Below are 16,693 nucleotides of genomic sequence, written 5' to 3'. Positions count from 1 at the left end.
GATGCCAAAAAGTGGCGGGCTTATGCTGAACCGATTGACGCAACCAAACGCCCCTGACATGTTGCTGTTCCGTAAGGCATAGCGGCTGTCGGCCACAAGCGGTCCTTTGCGGGCTGCCGCAGAATCAGCCAGAACCGGCCGTTTTCCTCGCCGGCACAATGCGACCGAAGCAGTCGCTTTTAGAGGTGCAACGGAGGCCACCATTGGCATGACAAATTCATACTCGGTTCGCAACGAAGCCCCCTCTGTCGCTGTCTACTGCCGGCTCCGAGCTGCAGCTGGTCTAAGCTCAAAGACCGAAGAAGCAGCGAGTCGAGGTCTGCAAGGCAGCCTCTTCGCCGTTCAGGTCGTCTTCGATGGTGAGGTTGTCGGCATGGGACGGGTTGTGGGCGACGGCGGTTGCTTCTACCAGGTTGTAGACATTGCGGTCATTCCCTCGCATCAGGGAAAGGGCCTCGGCAAGGTCATCATGCGTGAAATCATGAGCTACGTTGAAGCCAACGTGCCAGCAAGCGGGCATGTGAGCCTCATTGCTGATGGACTCGCTCAACATCTCTACGCTGGCTTCGGGTTTGCCGCCACTGCGCCAAAGTCGATTGGAATGGCGCTTGTGCGGCGCACGAGCGCCCCCCGCTAAACGGTGTTGCATAAGGCATCCATCGGCCACAAGCGGACGCACGGTTTGCTCCAGACCAGCCGCTGGGCACCAGAGAATATGATTTGCCATGCTATCCATACCTCGCTTCCAGACATTGGGCCAGTATCACGACGCATGGAGCACGGTGCTTCTTTTTGCACCAGATGATTTTCGCTCCTTCGACGTCGATGAGAAGCCGATTGATCAGCGCGCGCGCCTCGACAGCGAGTTCTCAGACCTAAGGGATGGCTTCCACTTCGCTGAAAAGAAGCTGAAAGACGCTCGTATGAGCCGGATCTGTCGCGAGCTCTTAGATATGTCTTATGAGGCGTATGTATCGGGCGACGCGAAGCTTGGCGCTCACACCCTCCAAGAGTGCGAGGGGCTGATCTGGAAGGGGCGGCAGTTGCCGGTCAAGTACGCCGTAGAAGCGGAGCGCCGTGCCTTTGGCGATTTGCTCCTCTTCAAAGACGTGGTGATTTCCCCTTACCCGTATGAAGGCACTGAGCAGGACCTGGGAGATGTTCAGCGCCTTTTGTGGAAGCACGCTGACCGGATCTCATCGGCTCAACTTGAAGAGTCCGCTGGCTTCAAGACCTATTGGGCCATGCAGAACGACGGCTCCATCCACGAAATGAAGGTCAAGTCGGGCAAGGAGGCCAAGCGACAGTGGGAAGAAGGGATCGCTTCTGGGAATGTAATTGGCGCGGCTTACGCGCAACTCCTTGTTGGGGGCGGGTTGCTGATTTATCACGTCGAGCAAGCTGGGAAACCGTTAATAGCAATCATGAACCTGTTCAGGGATGGGGTTCGCAACCCACCACGCTTTCACCTGAACGACCCAGTGCTTTTCAAAAATCTCGCCTGAATGTTGCCTCGGTTGCCATTACTTCGAGTAAGTGGCCGGCTCATGATGGGGCGCACTCGTGGAAGTCCGCTTCGGGCCCGAAGCCGACTTGCCATCTGCTCCGAAGCGGACGCACTCACAGGCAGAGAGTGGCTACTTTTTGAACTCTTGCTTAGTGTCGGGCCTGATGACGGGCTGCAATCTAAAGTCCTGTCTACACAGTGCGCCCCAGTGCCAACTCACCTCCCTTGCGTACCTTTCAAGCACGTCGAGTGCGCTGCTTGGCGGAAGCGGTAGCGAGAACACATAGCGAATCGCGGCGGCTCTCTTTCCTTCTCTCTCGCTTGTCCGGTCCTTCTCATCCTTGGCCCTGGAAAGAATTGCATGTGCAACCGATAAAGTATTGCCGTTCGTACCATCTCCACGCCACCGATACCACCGCTCCATTTCGACCGCTTGCTCTAAACATAGAGCCCCGACGCCGTTCTCATCCAAGCCCCCGAAGAATCGGGCCTCCTCGGGATACAACGTGCGCAGATCCTCAATCATCTGCAGGTCGGCAGAAGTTGCCACAGGCTGTACGTATGGTGCGATGTCGGCATGGGGTGTCGAACTCAGCATTAAAAGCAAGCCGGCAATTTGTGCAGTAAGCGTCAGGCGGCGCAATCGGCGAATCGCCTTGAATTTGCATTCGATTGCTGCATAGACGTCTGCACAGTTCATCTTTTCCCCATTGAATGTCCGCTCGTGGCCGACTGTAGTCTGTGGTAGCCCAGTTCTCAGTGGAGGGTTCATGATCGTCGGTCGCAGTCAAGGACATCCGCGGCAGAGGCTTTCAGCCATTGGTCCGCGTCATCTTGGCGGAGAAGCCATTCCGCTAGGTTGATAGTTTTTGTGTTTCTGCGTGTCCGCAGTTGTCCAAGTGCCAGACCCGCGCAGGAAGGCTCTTGAAAATAGGTCTTGACCAGTTCGACCAGCACGTCATCAGGGACCTCTGACCAATTTGGTTCGTCTGGATAGGAAAACTGAATGAATTCAGCAGGGCTGCCGTCGAACTTCATATTCAATCCTCTGCTTCGCGACGAAGATCAGTGTTGCGAAGAAATTTGAACCATCTCGACCAGTTCTGGCCGAAGTTTGCCTGACGAAACGACCGACCGGTTCTGGCCGACTGTAGTCGAAGCATCGCCGGCGGCGCTTGGCCCTACGCAGACATCCAGGATGACCGAAAGTAGACATCCGCCCGCGTCGCGGTGCTAATGCTCTTGAGCTTTAGTCCAACGCTTGCTCAGGGCGAGGCTACGATGCCGAGTCCGTTGTTCGTACTGTCGTCCTTGACCGATAGCTTCTAGCCTCGTCGCGATTTCGGAATCGATTGGCGCGCCTTGCTCCAGCCAACCGACCGCCAGCGCGGGCCAGTAGTCAGTCGGCCAGTTCAGCGCACCGAGAAGAATCTCGCGTGCGGGCATCGAACCAGAATACGACGAGTACGGCGACTCCAGCGCCGGTAGAAAGCGAATGAACTCGGGGTCTGATGACATGACTCAGCGTCTGCTCCTGGCCGGGTCCGGCCGGCCACAATCGTGGCACATGGATCCCGCTGCTGACACCGCTACTCCGCTTCGAAGTCCGTGCCAGGGAAGTGACGCTCCAGAATCTGGCGCATTTGCGGCTTACCGGAGTTCCTCGCTCGGTCGCGCGCCTCGTGCACCACACTGCGACCACGCCAATCCCTTTTGTGAATGTCCGGCCTGTACGAGCAAAGAATCTCTAGGACCTCCAGGCTTTCTGAGCTGGAGTCGTCGGTCAGCATGATTGCTGTCGTCCCATCATCGGCAACGGCATTTACATTCGCTCCCGCCAACAGGAGTCGCTTTACTATTGCCACGCGCTGCGGACCTGCGGCCAGCATCAAAGGTGTACGGCCAGCATGAATGTCGCTCTTCATCGGCTCATTGGGATTTTTTCCGGCCAGAAGCAAAGCCTCGACGACCGTCAAGTCCCCCCAGTTGGCAGCGTACGCAAGCGCACCGTCGCCAGCGTAAACGCCGCCGCGAGAGATGAACGCGAGAGCAAGCTCACTTCGCCTCGCTGAGATGGCAGCAACCAACGGAGACGATCCAAATTCGCCGACCGATCTGCGCAGGACACTCGGCGTCGCTAAACGCAGCGCCTCGGTATCGTCACCGCCTTCGATGGCAACAAAAATTCGCCCACGAAATCTGCGGCGGAATGCGATGGCGATGCGGTGCCAAAGCTTCGCCCGCCAATACGGGTCGTAGAGGAATATTCTTGTCATTGAGTATCTGCTCCCGGCCAAATTCTGCCTCGGCGTCGAGTGTCGGCTTCTGGCCGACTGTAGCCTGTCGCCTCGTGGGCGCAAAAGGCCCTAAGCGGAAGTTCAAAGCGCTCAACAGCGGTCGCTCAACAGACTGACCAGCAGCGTCAAGGGTGGAAGCCCCGGGTGCCGCCGAATCGAGTCAGAAGGTCAATCATTTCTTGATCCTCCCTGTCCACAGCGGTGTCAAGCGCGGTTTGGCCGCGACGGTCCTTTGCATTCACATCGGCACCAAGTTCAAGCAGCGCTTCCATCACGTCGAGCCTGTCGTTGCTCTCGCTGAGAATGTGCAACGGCGTGCCCCCACCGCCCTCTCTTGCTTCGAGCAACGCCCCTGCCTCGACGAAAAGCCTTGCCACGAAGGGGTAGGCTGCAAGGTGAAGTGGAGTTATCCCCGAGTCATTCTGTGCGTTGACGTCTGCACCCCTCGCGATGAGTAACTTCGCCATTTCAAGCTGATCTTCGCCGGCCACGCCGTGCAACGGCGTGAAGCCCCACTCGTCGGCGGCGTTGACCGATGCTGGGTTTTCGTCAAGCAGACGAGCCACGAGAGCAACGTCTCCAAGAACTGCTGCGTCGTAGATGGGGAGTGGCGGTTGCAACGTAAATCCTTTGTGGCATGAACTACTCGAGGCTCCGAGCACCTCTGTCCGGTCCTAGCCGAAATTTGCCCCACGGCACGACTGACCGGTTGTGGCCGATTACTGCCTTCAGAAGGTCAGCGAGGACCGAACATGACATCCGATCGTAGTGCGTACTTGATGCCTTTCAGGACCTCAGCGCCTTCGTGAATGAGGCCATGCTCGAAGACCAATGCTTGTCCCAAGTTGCCCGCAACCTTGGCGCTTTCAAATCGAGTCGCGCCTCCCTCGTATCCAGAGTTCAGGTAGACCATGAATGTCAGGAGGCTGATTTCCCCGTTCGGTCGATTGAATGGTGCGTCTGAATGCCATTTGAAGCGCTGACCTGGGCGATAGCGGTAGAGGCGGAAACGTTCGTTTAGACCAACCGCCTTGCGACCATTCATCGCAACGGGGAGCAGGTCTCGTGCACGCAGCCACAGAGTTTCTGAGAGCGTCGAATCGTCGAAGACGTAGCGGTCGTTGTCCCGTGTCGTAGTGTCGACTCGGGTGCCCCTGGCCGTGATGATAGGTGCCGGCTCAAACCCGTTTTTCTCTGCGCGCTGCACTAGAGCGTCACATTCGGCCGGATCGACCAGGCGGTCGATCACGAAGATCCCTTTGGAGACATCGATTCGGTTCATGCGATACATCTAGGTTGGGGAGCACCGCGAGTCTTGCCACGCAGCCGAAGGTCCGATTCTGGCCGATAGTACCTATCCACCTCGCCAGCGCCAACGACGGCATCGCTGCAAAGCAGATGCCCGCATTGTCCACCGCCGATCAGCTCGGAACACATAGCTACCATCGAGCCCTACCCCGCAAACTTCAATTAACCCGAATTCCCTTCACCACGAAGGCCTCAGGCGGGCCGCGAAACTTGCGGCCCGCGGACCAGCCACTAACCGCCAGTCTCAGGCGCCCCACATCGCGCCTTCTCGCTCATCTGAAACAGCTCTCCAGCCTTGCGAGCAAGTTCAGCCGCAAGCCAGAGCAGGTTGTCCAATCGTCGAGGTCCATCACCGCTGCACCAGTCGATGTCTTCCCCATGGCAGATCCACAGTAGAGCTTCAAGCTGAGAGAGGGTGTTTTCGAGAAGATCCGCCGGGTCTTGGGCGTTGTCTTCGGAAGCTACCGGCGTGCGAGGCCGGGCTATAGTCTTGGTAGCCATTTTTGTGCGTTCCTTCCAAGGTAGTTGCACGAACTTGGTTAGACGGTCGGGGTGCTGATAACGCCCCGGCCGTCGCCTTTTGATACCTCGCATCTGCATCGCTGCTTTCGCACCGACAACCTGCCGCGAGGCAAGCAGCCTTCAAACATCTCGGTGGCTGTGTGTGTTGCGCCTTTCTTCTTCCCTTGTTGGGGTATCGAGTGACAGGGGCATCCACTCTAGAGAAGAACCCGGCGAAATAGCCGCTCCATGCGGCACGAAGTCCCGACGACCGCCAACAAATGCAGCTTCCGCAGCGGCGCTGAACGCTCACGCCGATGGGGTGCCTTGCGCAGCGAAATAAAGGGGGGCCCGAAGGGCGGAGGACATTCGCGGAGCAAGGTACCCCGTCGGCGTGAGCGCCCTGAACGACAACGGAGCCCAACGCACAACGCAGCAAAGCGAAAGTCCGCCGCCTGTGCTGCAATCCGCTGATGGCTACCCCGACCCTCGACGACCTGCGCCGCTACGCGGTAGCACGCACCCTCTTCAAGCCCACCACACTGCCCGCCGCGATCCGCCAGCTCGGCTTCGTGCAGGCCGACCCGATCCGCGCTCCCGCACGCGCGCAAGACCTCACGCTGCGCCACCGCGTGAAGGACTACCGCGCGGGCGACCTCGAAAACCGCTACACCCGCCTCGCCGTCGAGGAAGACTGCCTCGTCAACTACGGCTTTCTGCCGCGCGAGCACCTTGCGCTGATGCACCCGCGCGAAGCCAAGCGCGCATGGGACGCCGACACGCGGCGCAAGGCCGCCGATGTGCTCGCCTACGTGCAGGAACACGGCCCGGTGCATCCACGCCAGGTCGAACAGCACTTCGCGCATGGCCGCATCAAGAACTACTGGGGCGGCTCGAGCAACGCGACCACGCACCTGCTCGACGAAATGCACTACCGCGGCATGCTGCGCGTGGTGCGGCGCGACAGCGGCACGCGGGTCTATGAGGCCGTGACGCACCAGCCCGCCGACGACAGCCCTGCCGGCCGCGCACAGCGCGCCGCCGCGCTGATCGAACTGGTGGTGCGCAAATACGCGCCGCTGCCTGCCGCGAGCCTCACCTACCTCGTGCGCCTGCTCGGCTACGGTGCGCCGCATCTCTCGCTGCAAACGCAGGCGGCCCTGCGCATCGCCCGCGAAGAACTGCTCGCAAGCTGCCGCATCGACGGGACGACCTGGTACTGGCCCGCCGACGAAAACCCGGCCTCGCGCCGCCACACGCCCGACGACGCCGTGCGCCTGCTCGCGCCCTTCGACCCCGTCGTGTGGGACCGCCGCCGCTTCGAACTGCTCTGGGACTGGACATACAAGTTCGAGGCCTACACGCCTGCGCCCAAGCGCCAGTTCGGCTACTACGCGCTGCCGATGCTGTGGCATGACCGCGTGATCGGGTGGGCCAACGTCACCGCGCCCGAAGGCCGGTTGAAGCCAGCCTTCGGCTATGCCGGCAAGAAGCCGCGCGACGCGGCCTTTCGCGCGGCGCTCGACGACGAACTGCAGCGCATGACGCAGTTCCTCTCCGGACGCTGACACCTTTCTTCCTATAATCGCGCGGCCTCAGCCAGCCGCCCGCAACGGGCCGCCAGCCGTCTTCGAAGGAACGAAGACCGCAGCCGCAACGGCTGTTCCCCCCGACGACGCAAGAAAAACCTACAACACCCACCGGCCGCCAGCCTTGATTGATTGAGCGAGCCGCCGGTAGCGCTCGTCCGGATTGAACCGAATCCGAGAAGCCATGGCACGCCCCGCTGCGCGCCGCAGCCACTCCCCTTACCGCAGGACTCAGGAGAAGCTGCACATGACATCGAAGAAGCATCGCCGCCCGACGTGGCACCTTTCACACACCCGCCGCGCCACGCTCGCGGCCACCGCCGTGGCGCTGAGCGCCGCCGTACCGGCCTATGCCGAAGAAAAAGACGAAGCCGGCGAGCCCCGCAGGGCACTGCCCACCGTCACCGTATCGGGCGATTCGGGCGAGACCGCAACCGGCCCGGTGACCGGCTTCGTCGCGAAGCGCGGAAGCTCGGCAACCAAGACCGACACGCCGCTGATCGAAACGCCGCAGGCCATCTCGGTCATCACGCGCGACCAGATGGAGGCGCAGAGCGCGCTCACGCTGCGCGAGACCACCAACTACACGGCCGGCGTGGTGTCGAGCTACTTCGACAGCCGCGTCGACTCGTTCAAGGTGCGCGGCGGCGACGCCATCCAGTACCTCGACGGGCTGCAGCGCAGCTACGGCACCTACAACACCACGCGCGTAGATCCTTACATGCTGGAGCGCGTCGAGCTGCTGCGCGGGCCCTCTTCCGTGCTCTACGGCCAGGGCGGCATCGGCGGCGTGCTGAACCTGGTGTCGAAGCGGCCGCAGGCCGAGCAACAGCGCGAGGTGCAGGTGCAGCTGGGCAGCCACAACCGCAAGCAGGTCGCGGCCGACTTCACCGGTCCGCTCGACACCGAAGGCAAGTGGCTCTATCGCCTGGTGGCCGTGAACCGCGACAGCAGCACGCAGGTCGACCATGTGCCCGACGACCGCATCCTGCTGGCGCCCTCGCTCACCTGGCGCCCGAACGCCGACACCTCGCTCACGCTGCAGGCGCTCTACCAGAAGGACAAGAGCGGCTCGCTGATCGGCTTCTTCCCATGGCAGGGCACGCTGCTGCCGTCGCTGTACGGCCAGATTCCCACCTCGACCTTCACCGGCGAGCCGGGCTTCGACCGCTACGACACGCGCAACACCTCGCTGGGCTACCTGTTCAGCCACCGCTTCAACGACACCTGGACCTTCAGGCAGAACCTGCGCTCGACCGAGAGCAAGGTGGTCTACAACTCCTCCTACACCAGCTTCACGGCCAACCGGCTCACCGGTCGCCCGGCGCGACCGGTGTTCAACGCCGACCAGCGCACCATCGAGCGCGACCTGGTGGTGCAGCTCAACGGCGGCAAGATGCTGCTGATCGACAACCAGGCCGAGGCGCACTTCAAGACCGGCGCGGTGGAGCACACGCTGCTCGTCGGCGCGGACTTCCAGCGCAACGAGACCTCGCAGCTCACCGGCCGCGGCCGCGCGGGCGCGCTCGATGTGTATGCGCCGGTGTATGGCAACTACACGGCGCCCACCTTCCTCACGCGGCAGCCCGCGGTGCTGCAGAAGCAGGCCGGCATCTACGTGCAGGACCAGGTCAAGTACGGCCGCTGGATCGGCCTGCTCGGCCTGCGCCACGACAAGGCCACCACCGACACCGAGGGCCGCCCCGCGGTGGCGGTCGACGACAAGGCCACCACCAAGCGCGCCGGCATCGTCTACCTGGCCGACGGCGGCTGGGCGCCGTACCTGAGCTATGCCGAGTCCTTCCTGCCGCTGGGCGGCGCGGACGTGAACAACACGCCCTTCAAGCCGCAGCGCGGCAAGCAGTGGGAGGCTGGCGTGAAGTGGGAGCCCGAAGGCCAGCGCACCTCGTTCATGGCGGCGGTGTACGACCTGCGCGACACCAATCGCAAGACCACCGACCCGACCAACCCGATCAACAGCATCCAGCTCGGCGAGGTGCACGTGAAGGGCCTGGAGCTCGAGTACAAGGGCAGCATCGGGCGCGACTGGGACTGGATCGCCTCGTACGCCTACACCGACGCGCGCGTGTCGCGCAGCAACGGCGCCGACCTGGGCAAGCGCATCTCGGGCGTGCCGAAGCACACGGCCTCGGCCTGGCTGATGCGCCGCTTCACGATCGGCGGCGTGTCGGGTTTCTCGGTGGGCGGCGGCGTGCGCTACCTCGGCAAGTCATGGGACGGCATGGACGCCAACCCCGTGCCCTCTGTCACGCTGCTGGATGCGATGGTCGCCTGGGACAACGGCCCACTACGCCTGTCGCTCAACGTGGGCAACCTGACCGACAAGGTGCAGATCACCACCTGCCTGGCGCGCGGCGACTGCTTCTACGGCCAGCGCCGTACAGTGACTGCGGCCGCCACGTATCGTTTCTGAAGAAAATCCCCGCTCGAGCGAAGGTCTGCCGCGCGGGCGACAGGTCCGTACGGCGATGGGCTCCTAGAATCGCCCCCGTTGTCCGGTTCGCCGGGCGACAAGCGTTCTCAGGGCGGGGTGCAATTCCCCACCGGCGGTAATGGCGGCTCTTCTGAAAAAAGGCCGCACAAGCCCGCGAGCGCCTGGGGCTTGCAACAAGCTCCAGGGTCAGCAGATTTCGGTGCGATTCCGAAGCCGACGGTCACAGTCCGGATGAAAGAGAGCGCGAAATGCGGGCTCGCCCGCGTGCATTGCTTTGTCGTGCGCGCAGGTAGCCTTGCGGTTTCGTGCGCCCTGATTCAGGAAACCTGCTTTCAAGAGGCACACCATGAGTCAGATCAACGACCTTCCCCTTTCTGCCGTTACCGCGTCGGGTTCGCCGCGCGGCACGCGCATCGCATTCGTCGAGGCGCAGTGGCATTCCGACATCGTCCACCAGGCACGCGACGCCTTCCTCGAAGAAATGGACCGCCTCGGCGTGGCGCGCGAGCTCATCGACATCTTCGACGTGCCCGGTGCCTTCGAGATCCCGCTGCATGCCAAGCGGCTCGCCAATTCCGGCAAGTACGCGGCCATCATCGGCTGCGCGCTGGTGGTCGACGGCGGCATCTACCGCCATGAGTTCGTCGCGAACACGGTGGTCAGCACGCTGATGTCGCTGCAGCTGGAAACCGACGTGCCGATCTTCTCGGCCGTGCTCACGCCGCATCACTTCCACGAGCATGTGGAGCATCGCAAGTACTTCCACCGCCACTTCGCGGTCAAGGGCACGGAAGTGGCCGAGGCCTGCTTCAAGACTCTCGAAGGGCTGAAGAAGGTCGACGCGCTGCTGGCAGCTGCGTGACAACAGGCGCAGGCCTGCAGTAATCTGGGCGGATGAGCTCTTCATCATCCGCCCGCGAAGACCGCTACACCCTCTACGGCGCCCCTGGCTCGGGCGCCACGCCGATACATGCCGCGCTGACGCTGATCGGCGCGCAGGTCGAAACTGTCGACGTCGCCACGTGGGAGAGCGATGCCGAGCGCGAGCGCGTGTCGGGCGTCAACCCGATGCGCCAGGTGCCCGCGCTGGTGCTGCCTTCGGGCGAGGTGATGACCGAGAGCGCGGCCATCCTGATCTGGCTCGGCGACCGTTATCCGCAAGCCGGGCTCTGCCCCGCACCCGACGACCCGCTGCGCTCGCGCTACCTGCGCTGGATGGTCTACCTGCCGGCGGCCATCTACTCGCTGTTCTGGGTGCGCGACGACCCGCAGCGCCTCGTGCCCGACCCCGCCGCACAAGCCGCGATGCTCGAACGCTCTGCCGAGCGCATCGCGCACTGCTGGCACCTGATGGACACGCAGATCGACGAGCCCGCGCCTTACCTTCTGGGGGAGAAGCTGAGCATGCTCGACCTGTACGTGACCGTGATGTCGCGCTGGACGCCGGGCCGCAGGCGCTTCTACCGCGTGGCGCCGCGCATGGCCCGGGTGGTGCGCCGCGTGGATGCCGACCCTCGGCTGGCGGAGTTCTGGGCTGCGCGCTTTCCCTTCACGATGGACCCGAGCGCTCCGGGAGGCTGAGTCCTGTTTTCTATCATCGACACCATGACCGTACGCACACCGACCACCGTCTACCCGATGACCATTTACCACAAGCCCAACTGCAGCACCTCGCGCAACGTGCTGACGTTGATCCGCGAAAGCGGCGTGGAGCCCGAGATCGTCCTGTACCTGGAAACGCCGCCGCCAAAGAAAAAGTTGCGCGAGCTCGCGAAGGCGATGGGCATGGGCGCGCGCGAACTGCTGCGCACCAAGGAAGCGCCGTACGAAGAACTGAAGCTGGCCGATTCGAAGTGGACCGACGACCAGCTGTTCGACGCCATCGTCGAGCACCCCATCCTGCTGCAACGGCCCATCGTGGTGTCGCCGCGCGGCACGCTGATGTGCCGGCCATGGGGGCGGGTACGCGAGATCCTTCCGGCCTGAAGCGTCAGCTCGCGGCCTGCTGCGCCAGGCCCCACGCGACATGCTCGCGCACGAGTTCGCTTGGGTGTTCGGCCCGCGTCGCCAGTGCCTCCTGCGCATCGCCCTCGCCCGCTCGCGCCGCATTGCCCAGCGCCACGGCGATGTTGCGCAGCCAGCGCTCATGCCCGATGCGGCGGATCGGGCTGCCTTCGGTGCGGCGCAGGAAGTCTTCTTCGGTCCACGCAAAAAGCTCGGCCAGCGTGCGCCCCGTGAGCCCTTCGCGCCCGTCGAAGTCGGGCAGCTCGCTCTTCTTCGCGAACTTGTTCCAGGGGCAGATCAGCTGGCAGTCGTCGCAGCCGTAGATGCGGTTGCCCATCAGCGGACGCAGCTCCAGCGGAATGGGCCCGCCGTGCTCGATGGTCAGGTACGAGATGCAGCGCCGCGCATCCAGCCGCTGCGGCGCGATGATGGCTTGCGTCGGGCAGATGTCGATGCAGGCACTGCAGCTGCCGCAATGTGCCGTGACGGGCTCGCTCGGCGGCAGTTCCATGTCGACGTAGATCTCGCCCAGGAAGAACATCGAGCCGGCATCGCGGTCGAGCACTAGCGTGTGCTTGCCGCGCCAGCCCTGCCCGCTGCGCGAGGCCAGCTCGGCTTCGAGCACGGGGGCGGAGTCGGTGAAGGCGCGGTGGCCGAAGGGGCCGACCTCTTCGGCAATGCGCTCGGCCAGCTTGGCGAGCCGGTTGCGCAGCACCTTGTGATAGTCGCGGCCCCGCGCATAGACCGACACGATGGCCTCGCCGGGCCGCGTGAGGCGGTCGAACTCGATGGCCTGCCACTCGGGCTGCGTGCTGCGCGGCAGGTAGTCCATGCGCGCGGTGATCACGCTCACCGTGCCCGGCACCAGCTCGGCCGGACGGGCGCGGCGCATGCCGTGTGTTTCCATGTATTGCATCTCGCCATGGAACCCATGGGCCAGCCATTGCATCAGACCGGCCTCGGCGCTCGATAAATCGACGCCCGCGATTCCGATTTGGGAGAATCCGAGTTCCCGGGCCAAAGCCTGAATACGAACAACGAGTGGATGGCTGACGATCACTTGCCGATTGTAGAAACGACCCAGAACGCCCGCAGCCTGCGCTGGCGCAGCGAGGACGACACCGACGCTTTCGCGCTGGCCCTCGCGTCCTCGCCCGCATTGCGCGATGCCTTCATCGCGCTGCATGGCGACCTTGGCGCCGGCAAGACCACTTTCGTTCGACACCTGCTGCGCGCGCTCGGCATCGCGGGGCGCATCAAGAGCCCCACCTACGCAGTGGTCGAGCCCCACGAGGCGCCCGACGGCCTGCAGATCTTCCATTTCGACTTCTACCGCTTCGCCGATCCGCGCGAATGGGACGACGCCGGCTTCCGCGACATCTTCGCGGGACCGGGCCTCAAGCTGGCCGAATGGCCAGAGAACGCCGCGGGCCGCACACCGGTTGCCGACCTCGCTATTAAAATAGAAGCAATGACTGACGACACACGCAGCGTGACCCTCCTCGCGAACACCCCTCGCGGCAGCGATCTGCTGGCGCGCATCGCCGCATGAAGGCGACCGGCCTGAAACGGCGCGTGCTGCTGCAAGGCGGCAGCATCGCGCTGATGCTCGGCGTGCACCAGATCGCCCGCGGCGCCACCATCCTCGCCGTGCGCGTGTGGCCCGCCGCCGACTACACGCGCGTGACCATCGAGTCCGATGCGCGGCTCAACTCGCAGCAGCTCGTGGTGGGCAGCCCGCCGCGGCTTGCCGTCGACATCGAGGGCATCGACCTCAGCCCCGAACTGCGCGAGCTGGTCGGCAAGATCAAGCCGGGCGACCCGTTCATCAACGGCCTGCGCGTCGGGCAGAACGCGCCGAAGGTGGTGCGCATCGTGTTCGACCTGAAGCAGGCCGTGGTGCCGCAGGTGTTCTCGCTCGCGCCCGTGGCCGCGTACAAGCACCGGCTGGTGCTCGACCTGTACCCCGAGCAGGCGATCGACCCGATGGAAGCGCTGATTGCCGAGCGCCTGCGCGATGCGCCTCGCGCGGGCAGCGGCAGCAACACGAACAACGCCCCGGCCGTGGCCGGCATCGTGCCCTCGGCCCCAGCCGCACCTGCGGCCGATCCACTCGGCGAGCTGATGGCGCAACAGTCGATGCGCCCCGGCCCGCAGACGCCGCCACCCGTGCTAATCACGCCGCCACCGCCCGTGGTGGGCACCGCGCCCGTCAGGCCTGTGGCGCCCCCTCCCCCCGTGGCTGCCACACGCGGCGGCAGCAGCAGCACCGCCGCCACGGCCAGCCGCACCGACCGCATCATCATCGTGGCGCTCGACCCCGGCCACGGCGGTGAAGACCCCGGCGCCATCGGCCCCAACGGCACGCGCGAGAAAGACATCGTGCTGCAGGTGGCGCACCGGCTGCGCGAGCGCATCAACGCAAGCAGCGTGAACGGCAGCCCGATGCGCGCCTTTCTCACGCGCGACGCCGACTTCTTCGTGCCGCTGGGCGTGCGCGTGCAGAAGGCGCGGCGCGTGCAGGCCGACCTGTTCGTGAGCATCCATGCCGACGCCTTCACCACGCCCGCCGCACGCGGCGCCAGCGTGTTCGCGCTGAGCCAGAGCGGCGCGTCGAGCAGCGCGGCACGCTGGATGGCCAACAAGGAAAACGATGCCGACAAGGTCGGCGGCGTGAACGTCGGCGGCCACGAAGCGCAGGTGCAGCGTGCCCTGCTCGACATGAGCACCACCGCTCAGATCAACGACAGCCTGAAGCTCGGCGGCGCGATGCTCGGCGAGATCAAGAACATCGGCGCGCGGCTGCACAAGGGCCAGGTCGAACAGGCCGGCTTCGCGGTGCTGAAGGCGCCGGACATCCCGAGCGTGCTGGTGGAGACAGCCTTTATCAGCAATCCGGAAGAAGAGGCCAACCTGCGCCGCGTCGACTACCAGGAGAACCTGGCCGACGCGCTGATGCGCGGCATCCAGCGCTACTTTGCGCAGAACCCACCTCTGGCGCGCAGCCGGCAACTCTGATCGGCCGCGCGACTTTGTAAAGCCAAAGCGTGCACTGCTGTCCCACGCCGTGCGGTCCACGAGTCCGCACAGGCAGGCGCGGCAGGCTCCTACACAGATGCCACCGGCCTTCTGGACATGATGACTCATCACTCCTCGAAAGGTGGACATCATGAACACACGTCTCTGGATCGCTGCATTCGCAGCCACTTCGGTCATGACGATTGCAGGCTGCGCGAGCGGCCCTAACCAGAACCTCGGGACTGGTGTGGGCGCCGTCGGCGGCGCGCTGGTGGGCCACGCCATCGGCGGCAACACTGCAAGCACGGTGGGTGGCGCGGCCATCGGCGGCATCATCGGCAACCAGGTCGGCCGCAATGCCGACGAACGCAACTACTACAACCAGCAGCGCTATCCGCAAGGCAGCGGCTACTACCCGAGCAACGGCCCGAACTACTGAGATACGGCCTGAATGAAAAAGCGCGCCAGTGGCGCGCTTTTTTGCTGGTTGATCGGCCAGGCAGTCGTCAGGCCTGTGCCTGCGCCTCGCGTGCCTTCTCGGCCTTCGAGGCGCGCCACGCGCCGAAGATCGCGAGCAACCCCGGCACGAAGATCAGCGCCCAGATGATCTTGTCGAGATGCTGGCGCACGAACGGCAGATTGCCGAAGAAGTAACCCGCTGTTGCAATGCCCAGCACCCAGATCAGCCCGCCCACCACGTTGAACATGGTGAACTTCGCGCGGCTCATCTCGGCCACGCCGGCCACGAAGGGCGCAAAGGTGCGAATGAACGGCATGAAGCGCGCAAGGATGATCGTGATGCCGCCGTAGCGCTCGTAGAAGCCGTGGGCCTGGTCGAAGGCCTTGCGGTTGAAGAAGCGCGAGTTCTCCCACTGGAACACCTTCGGCCCGAAGTAGCGGCCGATCGAATAGTTGCACTGGTCGCCCAGAATGGCCGCCGCAATCAGGACCCCGCAGGCGAGCGGGAAATTCATGAGCCCCGCACCGCACAGTGCGCCAACGATGAAGAGCAGCGAGTCCCCGGGCAGGAACGGCATCACCACCGCACCGGTCTCGACGAAGACGATGAGGAACAGCAAGGCATAGACCCAGGGGCCATAGGCAATGACAAAGGCCTCGAGGTGTTTGTCGACGTGAAGGATGAAGTCGACGAGAAAGCTGATGATTTCCATGGCCGCGGATTATCCTTGTTGAAACCGAACGCCCTGTGAATCACCCCATGCTGCACATACGCGCTGCCACCGACGCAGACTGGCCGGCCATCTGGTCCGTGCTCGAACCCACCTTCCGCCGCGGCGACACCTACACCTTCGCGACCGACGTCACCGAAGCCGAGGCCCGTCATGCGTGGATGAACCTGCCCGCCGCCACCTTCGTGGCCTGCGACGCGCAGGGCGCGGTGCTCGGCACCTACGTCATCAAGGCCAACCAGCCCGGGCACGGCTCGCACGTGAGCAACTGCGGCTACGTGGTGTCCGAGGCCGCGCGCGGCCTGGGCGTGGCATCGGCGCTGTGCGAACACTCGCAGCAGGAGGCCGTGCGCATGGGCTTTCGCGCGATGCAGTTCAACTTCGTGGTGTCCACCAACGAAGGCGCGGTGCGCCTCTGGCGCAAGCTGGGCTTTGCCATCGTCGGCACGCTGCCCGGCGCGTTCAGGCATCCGCAGCATGGCTTCGTGGATGCCTTCGTCATGTTCAAGCAACTGCAGCAGCCATAAGACTTACTTACCCCACCCGGAGAAACACACGATGACAGGCCAGTACATCCAGATGAAAGCCGCTGATGGCAGCGGCACCTTCCGCGGCTACCTCGCCCTGCCCGAAGCCGGCACAGGCCCGGGCCTGGTGATCGCGCAGGAAATCTTTGGCATCAACCACACGATGCGCGAGGTGGCCGACTACTACGCCGAAGAGGGCTACGTGGTGCTCGTGCCCGACCTGTTCTGGCGGCAGGAGCCGAACGTGGAGCTGGGCTACTGCGAAGCCGACTGGCAACGCGCCTTCGCGCTCTACGG

Annotated in this window: 20 protein-coding genes and 1 riboswitch; of the genes, 12 read left to right on the top strand and 8 right to left on the bottom strand. The window is 63.8% G+C overall.

Features of this window, described 5'->3' with window-relative positions; translation table 11 throughout:
- Nucleotides 1–208: 208 nt before the first annotated feature.
- Complete coding sequence (locus BLW48_RS34660; protein WP_093180219.1) at nucleotides 209–637, top strand: GNAT family N-acetyltransferase; 429 nt, start codon at nucleotides 209–211, stop codon at nucleotides 635–637.
- Nucleotides 638–725: 88 nt separating this feature from the next.
- Complete coding sequence (locus BLW48_RS34655; RefSeq protein WP_093180218.1) at nucleotides 726–1,505, top strand: hypothetical protein; 780 nt, start codon at nucleotides 726–728, stop codon at nucleotides 1,503–1,505.
- A gap of 132 nt (nucleotides 1,506–1,637) precedes the next feature.
- Here the strand turns inward: BLW48_RS34655 and BLW48_RS34650 are convergent, their stop codons facing one another.
- The 6 genes from BLW48_RS34650 to BLW48_RS34630 all read right to left on the bottom strand — a co-directional run bounded on the left by BLW48_RS34650 (nucleotide 1,638) and on the right by BLW48_RS34630 (nucleotide 5,613).
- Nucleotides 1,638–2,207, bottom strand: a complete 570-nt coding sequence (locus BLW48_RS34650; protein WP_143047874.1) for a hypothetical protein — start codon at nucleotides 2,205–2,207, stop codon at nucleotides 1,638–1,640.
- Between the two features lie 68 nt (nucleotides 2,208–2,275).
- Nucleotides 2,276–2,545: a hypothetical protein gene (locus BLW48_RS35280; RefSeq protein ID WP_143047873.1), complete on the bottom strand. Its 270-nt coding sequence runs from the start codon at nucleotides 2,543–2,545 to the stop codon at nucleotides 2,276–2,278.
- A gap of 551 nt (nucleotides 2,546–3,096) precedes the next feature.
- Nucleotides 3,097–3,783 (bottom strand): ankyrin repeat domain-containing protein, encoded by a 687-nt coding sequence (locus tag BLW48_RS34645; protein WP_093180214.1) that lies wholly within the window; start codon nucleotides 3,781–3,783, stop codon nucleotides 3,097–3,099.
- 146 nt (nucleotides 3,784–3,929) lie between these two features.
- Entirely contained in the window at nucleotides 3,930–4,424 is a 495-nt protein-coding gene (locus BLW48_RS34640; protein WP_177142515.1) for an ankyrin repeat domain-containing protein, read from the bottom strand.
- Between the two features lie 116 nt (nucleotides 4,425–4,540).
- On the bottom strand, nucleotides 4,541–5,086 hold the full coding sequence (locus BLW48_RS34635; RefSeq protein ID WP_177142514.1) for a 2OG-Fe(II) oxygenase: 546 nt from the start codon (nucleotides 5,084–5,086) through the stop codon (nucleotides 4,541–4,543).
- 257 nt (nucleotides 5,087–5,343) lie between these two features.
- Nucleotides 5,344–5,613 (bottom strand): hypothetical protein, encoded by a 270-nt coding sequence (locus BLW48_RS34630; RefSeq protein ID WP_093180210.1) that lies wholly within the window; start codon nucleotides 5,611–5,613, stop codon nucleotides 5,344–5,346.
- Between the two features lie 473 nt (nucleotides 5,614–6,086).
- On the opposite strand from BLW48_RS34630, the gene BLW48_RS34625 reads away from it, so the two are divergent.
- From BLW48_RS34625 to arsC, 5 genes are all read left to right on the top strand, one after another.
- Entirely contained in the window at nucleotides 6,087–7,181 is a 1,095-nt protein-coding gene (locus BLW48_RS34625) for a DNA glycosylase AlkZ-like family protein (protein WP_177142513.1), read from the top strand.
- 268 nt (nucleotides 7,182–7,449) lie between these two features.
- Nucleotides 7,450–9,636 (top strand): TonB-dependent siderophore receptor, encoded by a 2,187-nt coding sequence (locus tag BLW48_RS34620; RefSeq protein WP_093180207.1) that lies wholly within the window; start codon nucleotides 7,450–7,452, stop codon nucleotides 9,634–9,636.
- A 99-nt stretch (nucleotides 9,637–9,735) separates the two neighbouring features.
- Nucleotides 9,736–9,904: riboswitch (FMN riboswitch) on the top strand.
- 99 nt (nucleotides 9,905–10,003) lie between these two features.
- Nucleotides 10,004–10,519 carry a 6,7-dimethyl-8-ribityllumazine synthase gene (locus tag BLW48_RS34615; protein ID WP_093180205.1) on the top strand — a complete coding sequence of 172 codons (516 nt, stop codon included), beginning with the start codon at nucleotides 10,004–10,006 and terminating at the stop codon, nucleotides 10,517–10,519.
- 32 nt (nucleotides 10,520–10,551) lie between these two features.
- Nucleotides 10,552–11,238: a glutathione S-transferase family protein gene (locus tag BLW48_RS34610; RefSeq protein ID WP_093180204.1), complete on the top strand. Its 687-nt coding sequence runs from the start codon at nucleotides 10,552–10,554 to the stop codon at nucleotides 11,236–11,238.
- A 24-nt stretch (nucleotides 11,239–11,262) separates the two neighbouring features.
- Nucleotides 11,263–11,643, top strand: a complete 381-nt coding sequence (arsC, locus tag BLW48_RS34605; protein WP_093057799.1) for an arsenate reductase (glutaredoxin) — start codon at nucleotides 11,263–11,265, stop codon at nucleotides 11,641–11,643.
- Between the two features lie 4 nt (nucleotides 11,644–11,647).
- Here arsC and queG read toward each other — a convergent pair whose 3' ends face one another.
- Nucleotides 11,648–12,721 carry a tRNA epoxyqueuosine(34) reductase QueG gene (queG, locus tag BLW48_RS34600; protein WP_177142512.1) on the bottom strand — a complete coding sequence of 358 codons (1,074 nt, stop codon included), beginning with the start codon at nucleotides 12,719–12,721 and terminating at the stop codon, nucleotides 11,648–11,650.
- On the opposite strand from queG, the gene tsaE reads away from it, so the two are divergent.
- From tsaE to BLW48_RS34585, 3 genes are all read left to right on the top strand, one after another.
- A complete protein-coding gene (gene tsaE / locus BLW48_RS34595) occupies nucleotides 12,707–13,213 on the top strand; it encodes a tRNA (adenosine(37)-N6)-threonylcarbamoyltransferase complex ATPase subunit type 1 TsaE (protein ID WP_093180203.1) in 507 nt (168 codons plus the stop codon). The genes queG and tsaE overlap by 15 nt on opposite strands.
- On the top strand, nucleotides 13,210–14,679 hold the full coding sequence (locus BLW48_RS34590; RefSeq protein ID WP_093180201.1) for an N-acetylmuramoyl-L-alanine amidase: 1,470 nt from the start codon (nucleotides 13,210–13,212) through the stop codon (nucleotides 14,677–14,679). The genes tsaE and BLW48_RS34590 overlap by 4 nt, the downstream gene beginning before the upstream one ends.
- A 151-nt stretch (nucleotides 14,680–14,830) precedes the next feature.
- Nucleotides 14,831–15,118: a glycine zipper domain-containing protein gene (locus BLW48_RS34585; protein ID WP_093057920.1), complete on the top strand. Its 288-nt coding sequence runs from the start codon at nucleotides 14,831–14,833 to the stop codon at nucleotides 15,116–15,118.
- Nucleotides 15,119–15,185: 67 nt separating this feature from the next.
- Here BLW48_RS34585 and BLW48_RS34580 read toward each other — a convergent pair whose 3' ends face one another.
- Nucleotides 15,186–15,851: a DedA family protein gene (locus tag BLW48_RS34580; RefSeq protein ID WP_093180200.1), complete on the bottom strand. Its 666-nt coding sequence runs from the start codon at nucleotides 15,849–15,851 to the stop codon at nucleotides 15,186–15,188.
- Between the two features lie 47 nt (nucleotides 15,852–15,898).
- Here BLW48_RS34580 and BLW48_RS34575 point away from each other — a divergent pair, with 47 nt between their 5' ends.
- A complete protein-coding gene (locus tag BLW48_RS34575; protein WP_093057802.1) occupies nucleotides 15,899–16,396 on the top strand; it encodes a GNAT family N-acetyltransferase in 498 nt (165 codons plus the stop codon).
- Nucleotides 16,397–16,427: 31 nt separating this feature from the next.
- Nucleotides 16,428–16,693: dienelactone hydrolase family protein (locus BLW48_RS34570; RefSeq protein WP_177142511.1), on the top strand; the 266-nt coding region annotated here is incomplete at its 3' end.

This window comes from Variovorax sp. YR266 (assembly GCF_900107295.1).
Lineage (GTDB): Bacteria > Pseudomonadota > Gammaproteobacteria > Burkholderiales > Burkholderiaceae_C > Variovorax.
The sequence above is the reverse complement of the archived record's forward strand: the minus strand, read 5'-3'. Positions and strand labels throughout refer to the sequence as shown.

Coding starts and splice junctions, on each gene's coding strand:
- BLW48_RS34660 (WP_093180219.1), top strand. CDS start 209: ATGACAAATTCATACTCGGTTCGCAACGAAGCCCCCTCTGTCGCTGTC.
- BLW48_RS34655 (WP_093180218.1), top strand. CDS start 726: ATGCTATCCATACCTCGCTTCCAGACATTGGGCCAGTATCACGACGCA.
- BLW48_RS34650 (WP_143047874.1), bottom strand. CDS start 2,207: ATGAACTGTGCAGACGTCTATGCAGCAATCGAATGCAAATTCAAGGCG.
- BLW48_RS35280 (WP_143047873.1), bottom strand. CDS start 2,545: ATGAAGTTCGACGGCAGCCCTGCTGAATTCATTCAGTTTTCCTATCCA.
- BLW48_RS34645 (WP_093180214.1), bottom strand. CDS start 3,783: ATGACAAGAATATTCCTCTACGACCCGTATTGGCGGGCGAAGCTTTGG.
- BLW48_RS34635 (WP_177142514.1), bottom strand. CDS start 5,086: ATGAACCGAATCGATGTCTCCAAAGGGATCTTCGTGATCGACCGCCTG.
- BLW48_RS34630 (WP_093180210.1), bottom strand. CDS start 5,613: ATGGCTACCAAGACTATAGCCCGGCCTCGCACGCCGGTAGCTTCCGAA.
- BLW48_RS34625 (WP_177142513.1), top strand. CDS start 6,087: ATGGCTACCCCGACCCTCGACGACCTGCGCCGCTACGCGGTAGCACGC.
- BLW48_RS34620 (WP_093180207.1), top strand. CDS start 7,450: ATGACATCGAAGAAGCATCGCCGCCCGACGTGGCACCTTTCACACACC.
- BLW48_RS34615 (WP_093180205.1), top strand. CDS start 10,004: ATGAGTCAGATCAACGACCTTCCCCTTTCTGCCGTTACCGCGTCGGGT.
- BLW48_RS34610 (WP_093180204.1), top strand. CDS start 10,552: ATGAGCTCTTCATCATCCGCCCGCGAAGACCGCTACACCCTCTACGGC.
- arsC (WP_093057799.1), top strand. CDS start 11,263: ATGACCGTACGCACACCGACCACCGTCTACCCGATGACCATTTACCAC.
- tsaE (WP_093180203.1), top strand. CDS start 12,707: ATGGCTGACGATCACTTGCCGATTGTAGAAACGACCCAGAACGCCCGC.
- BLW48_RS34590 (WP_093180201.1), top strand. CDS start 13,210: ATGAAGGCGACCGGCCTGAAACGGCGCGTGCTGCTGCAAGGCGGCAGC.
- BLW48_RS34585 (WP_093057920.1), top strand. CDS start 14,831: ATGAACACACGTCTCTGGATCGCTGCATTCGCAGCCACTTCGGTCATG.
- BLW48_RS34580 (WP_093180200.1), bottom strand. CDS start 15,851: ATGGAAATCATCAGCTTTCTCGTCGACTTCATCCTTCACGTCGACAAA.
- BLW48_RS34575 (WP_093057802.1), top strand. CDS start 15,899: ATGCTGCACATACGCGCTGCCACCGACGCAGACTGGCCGGCCATCTGG.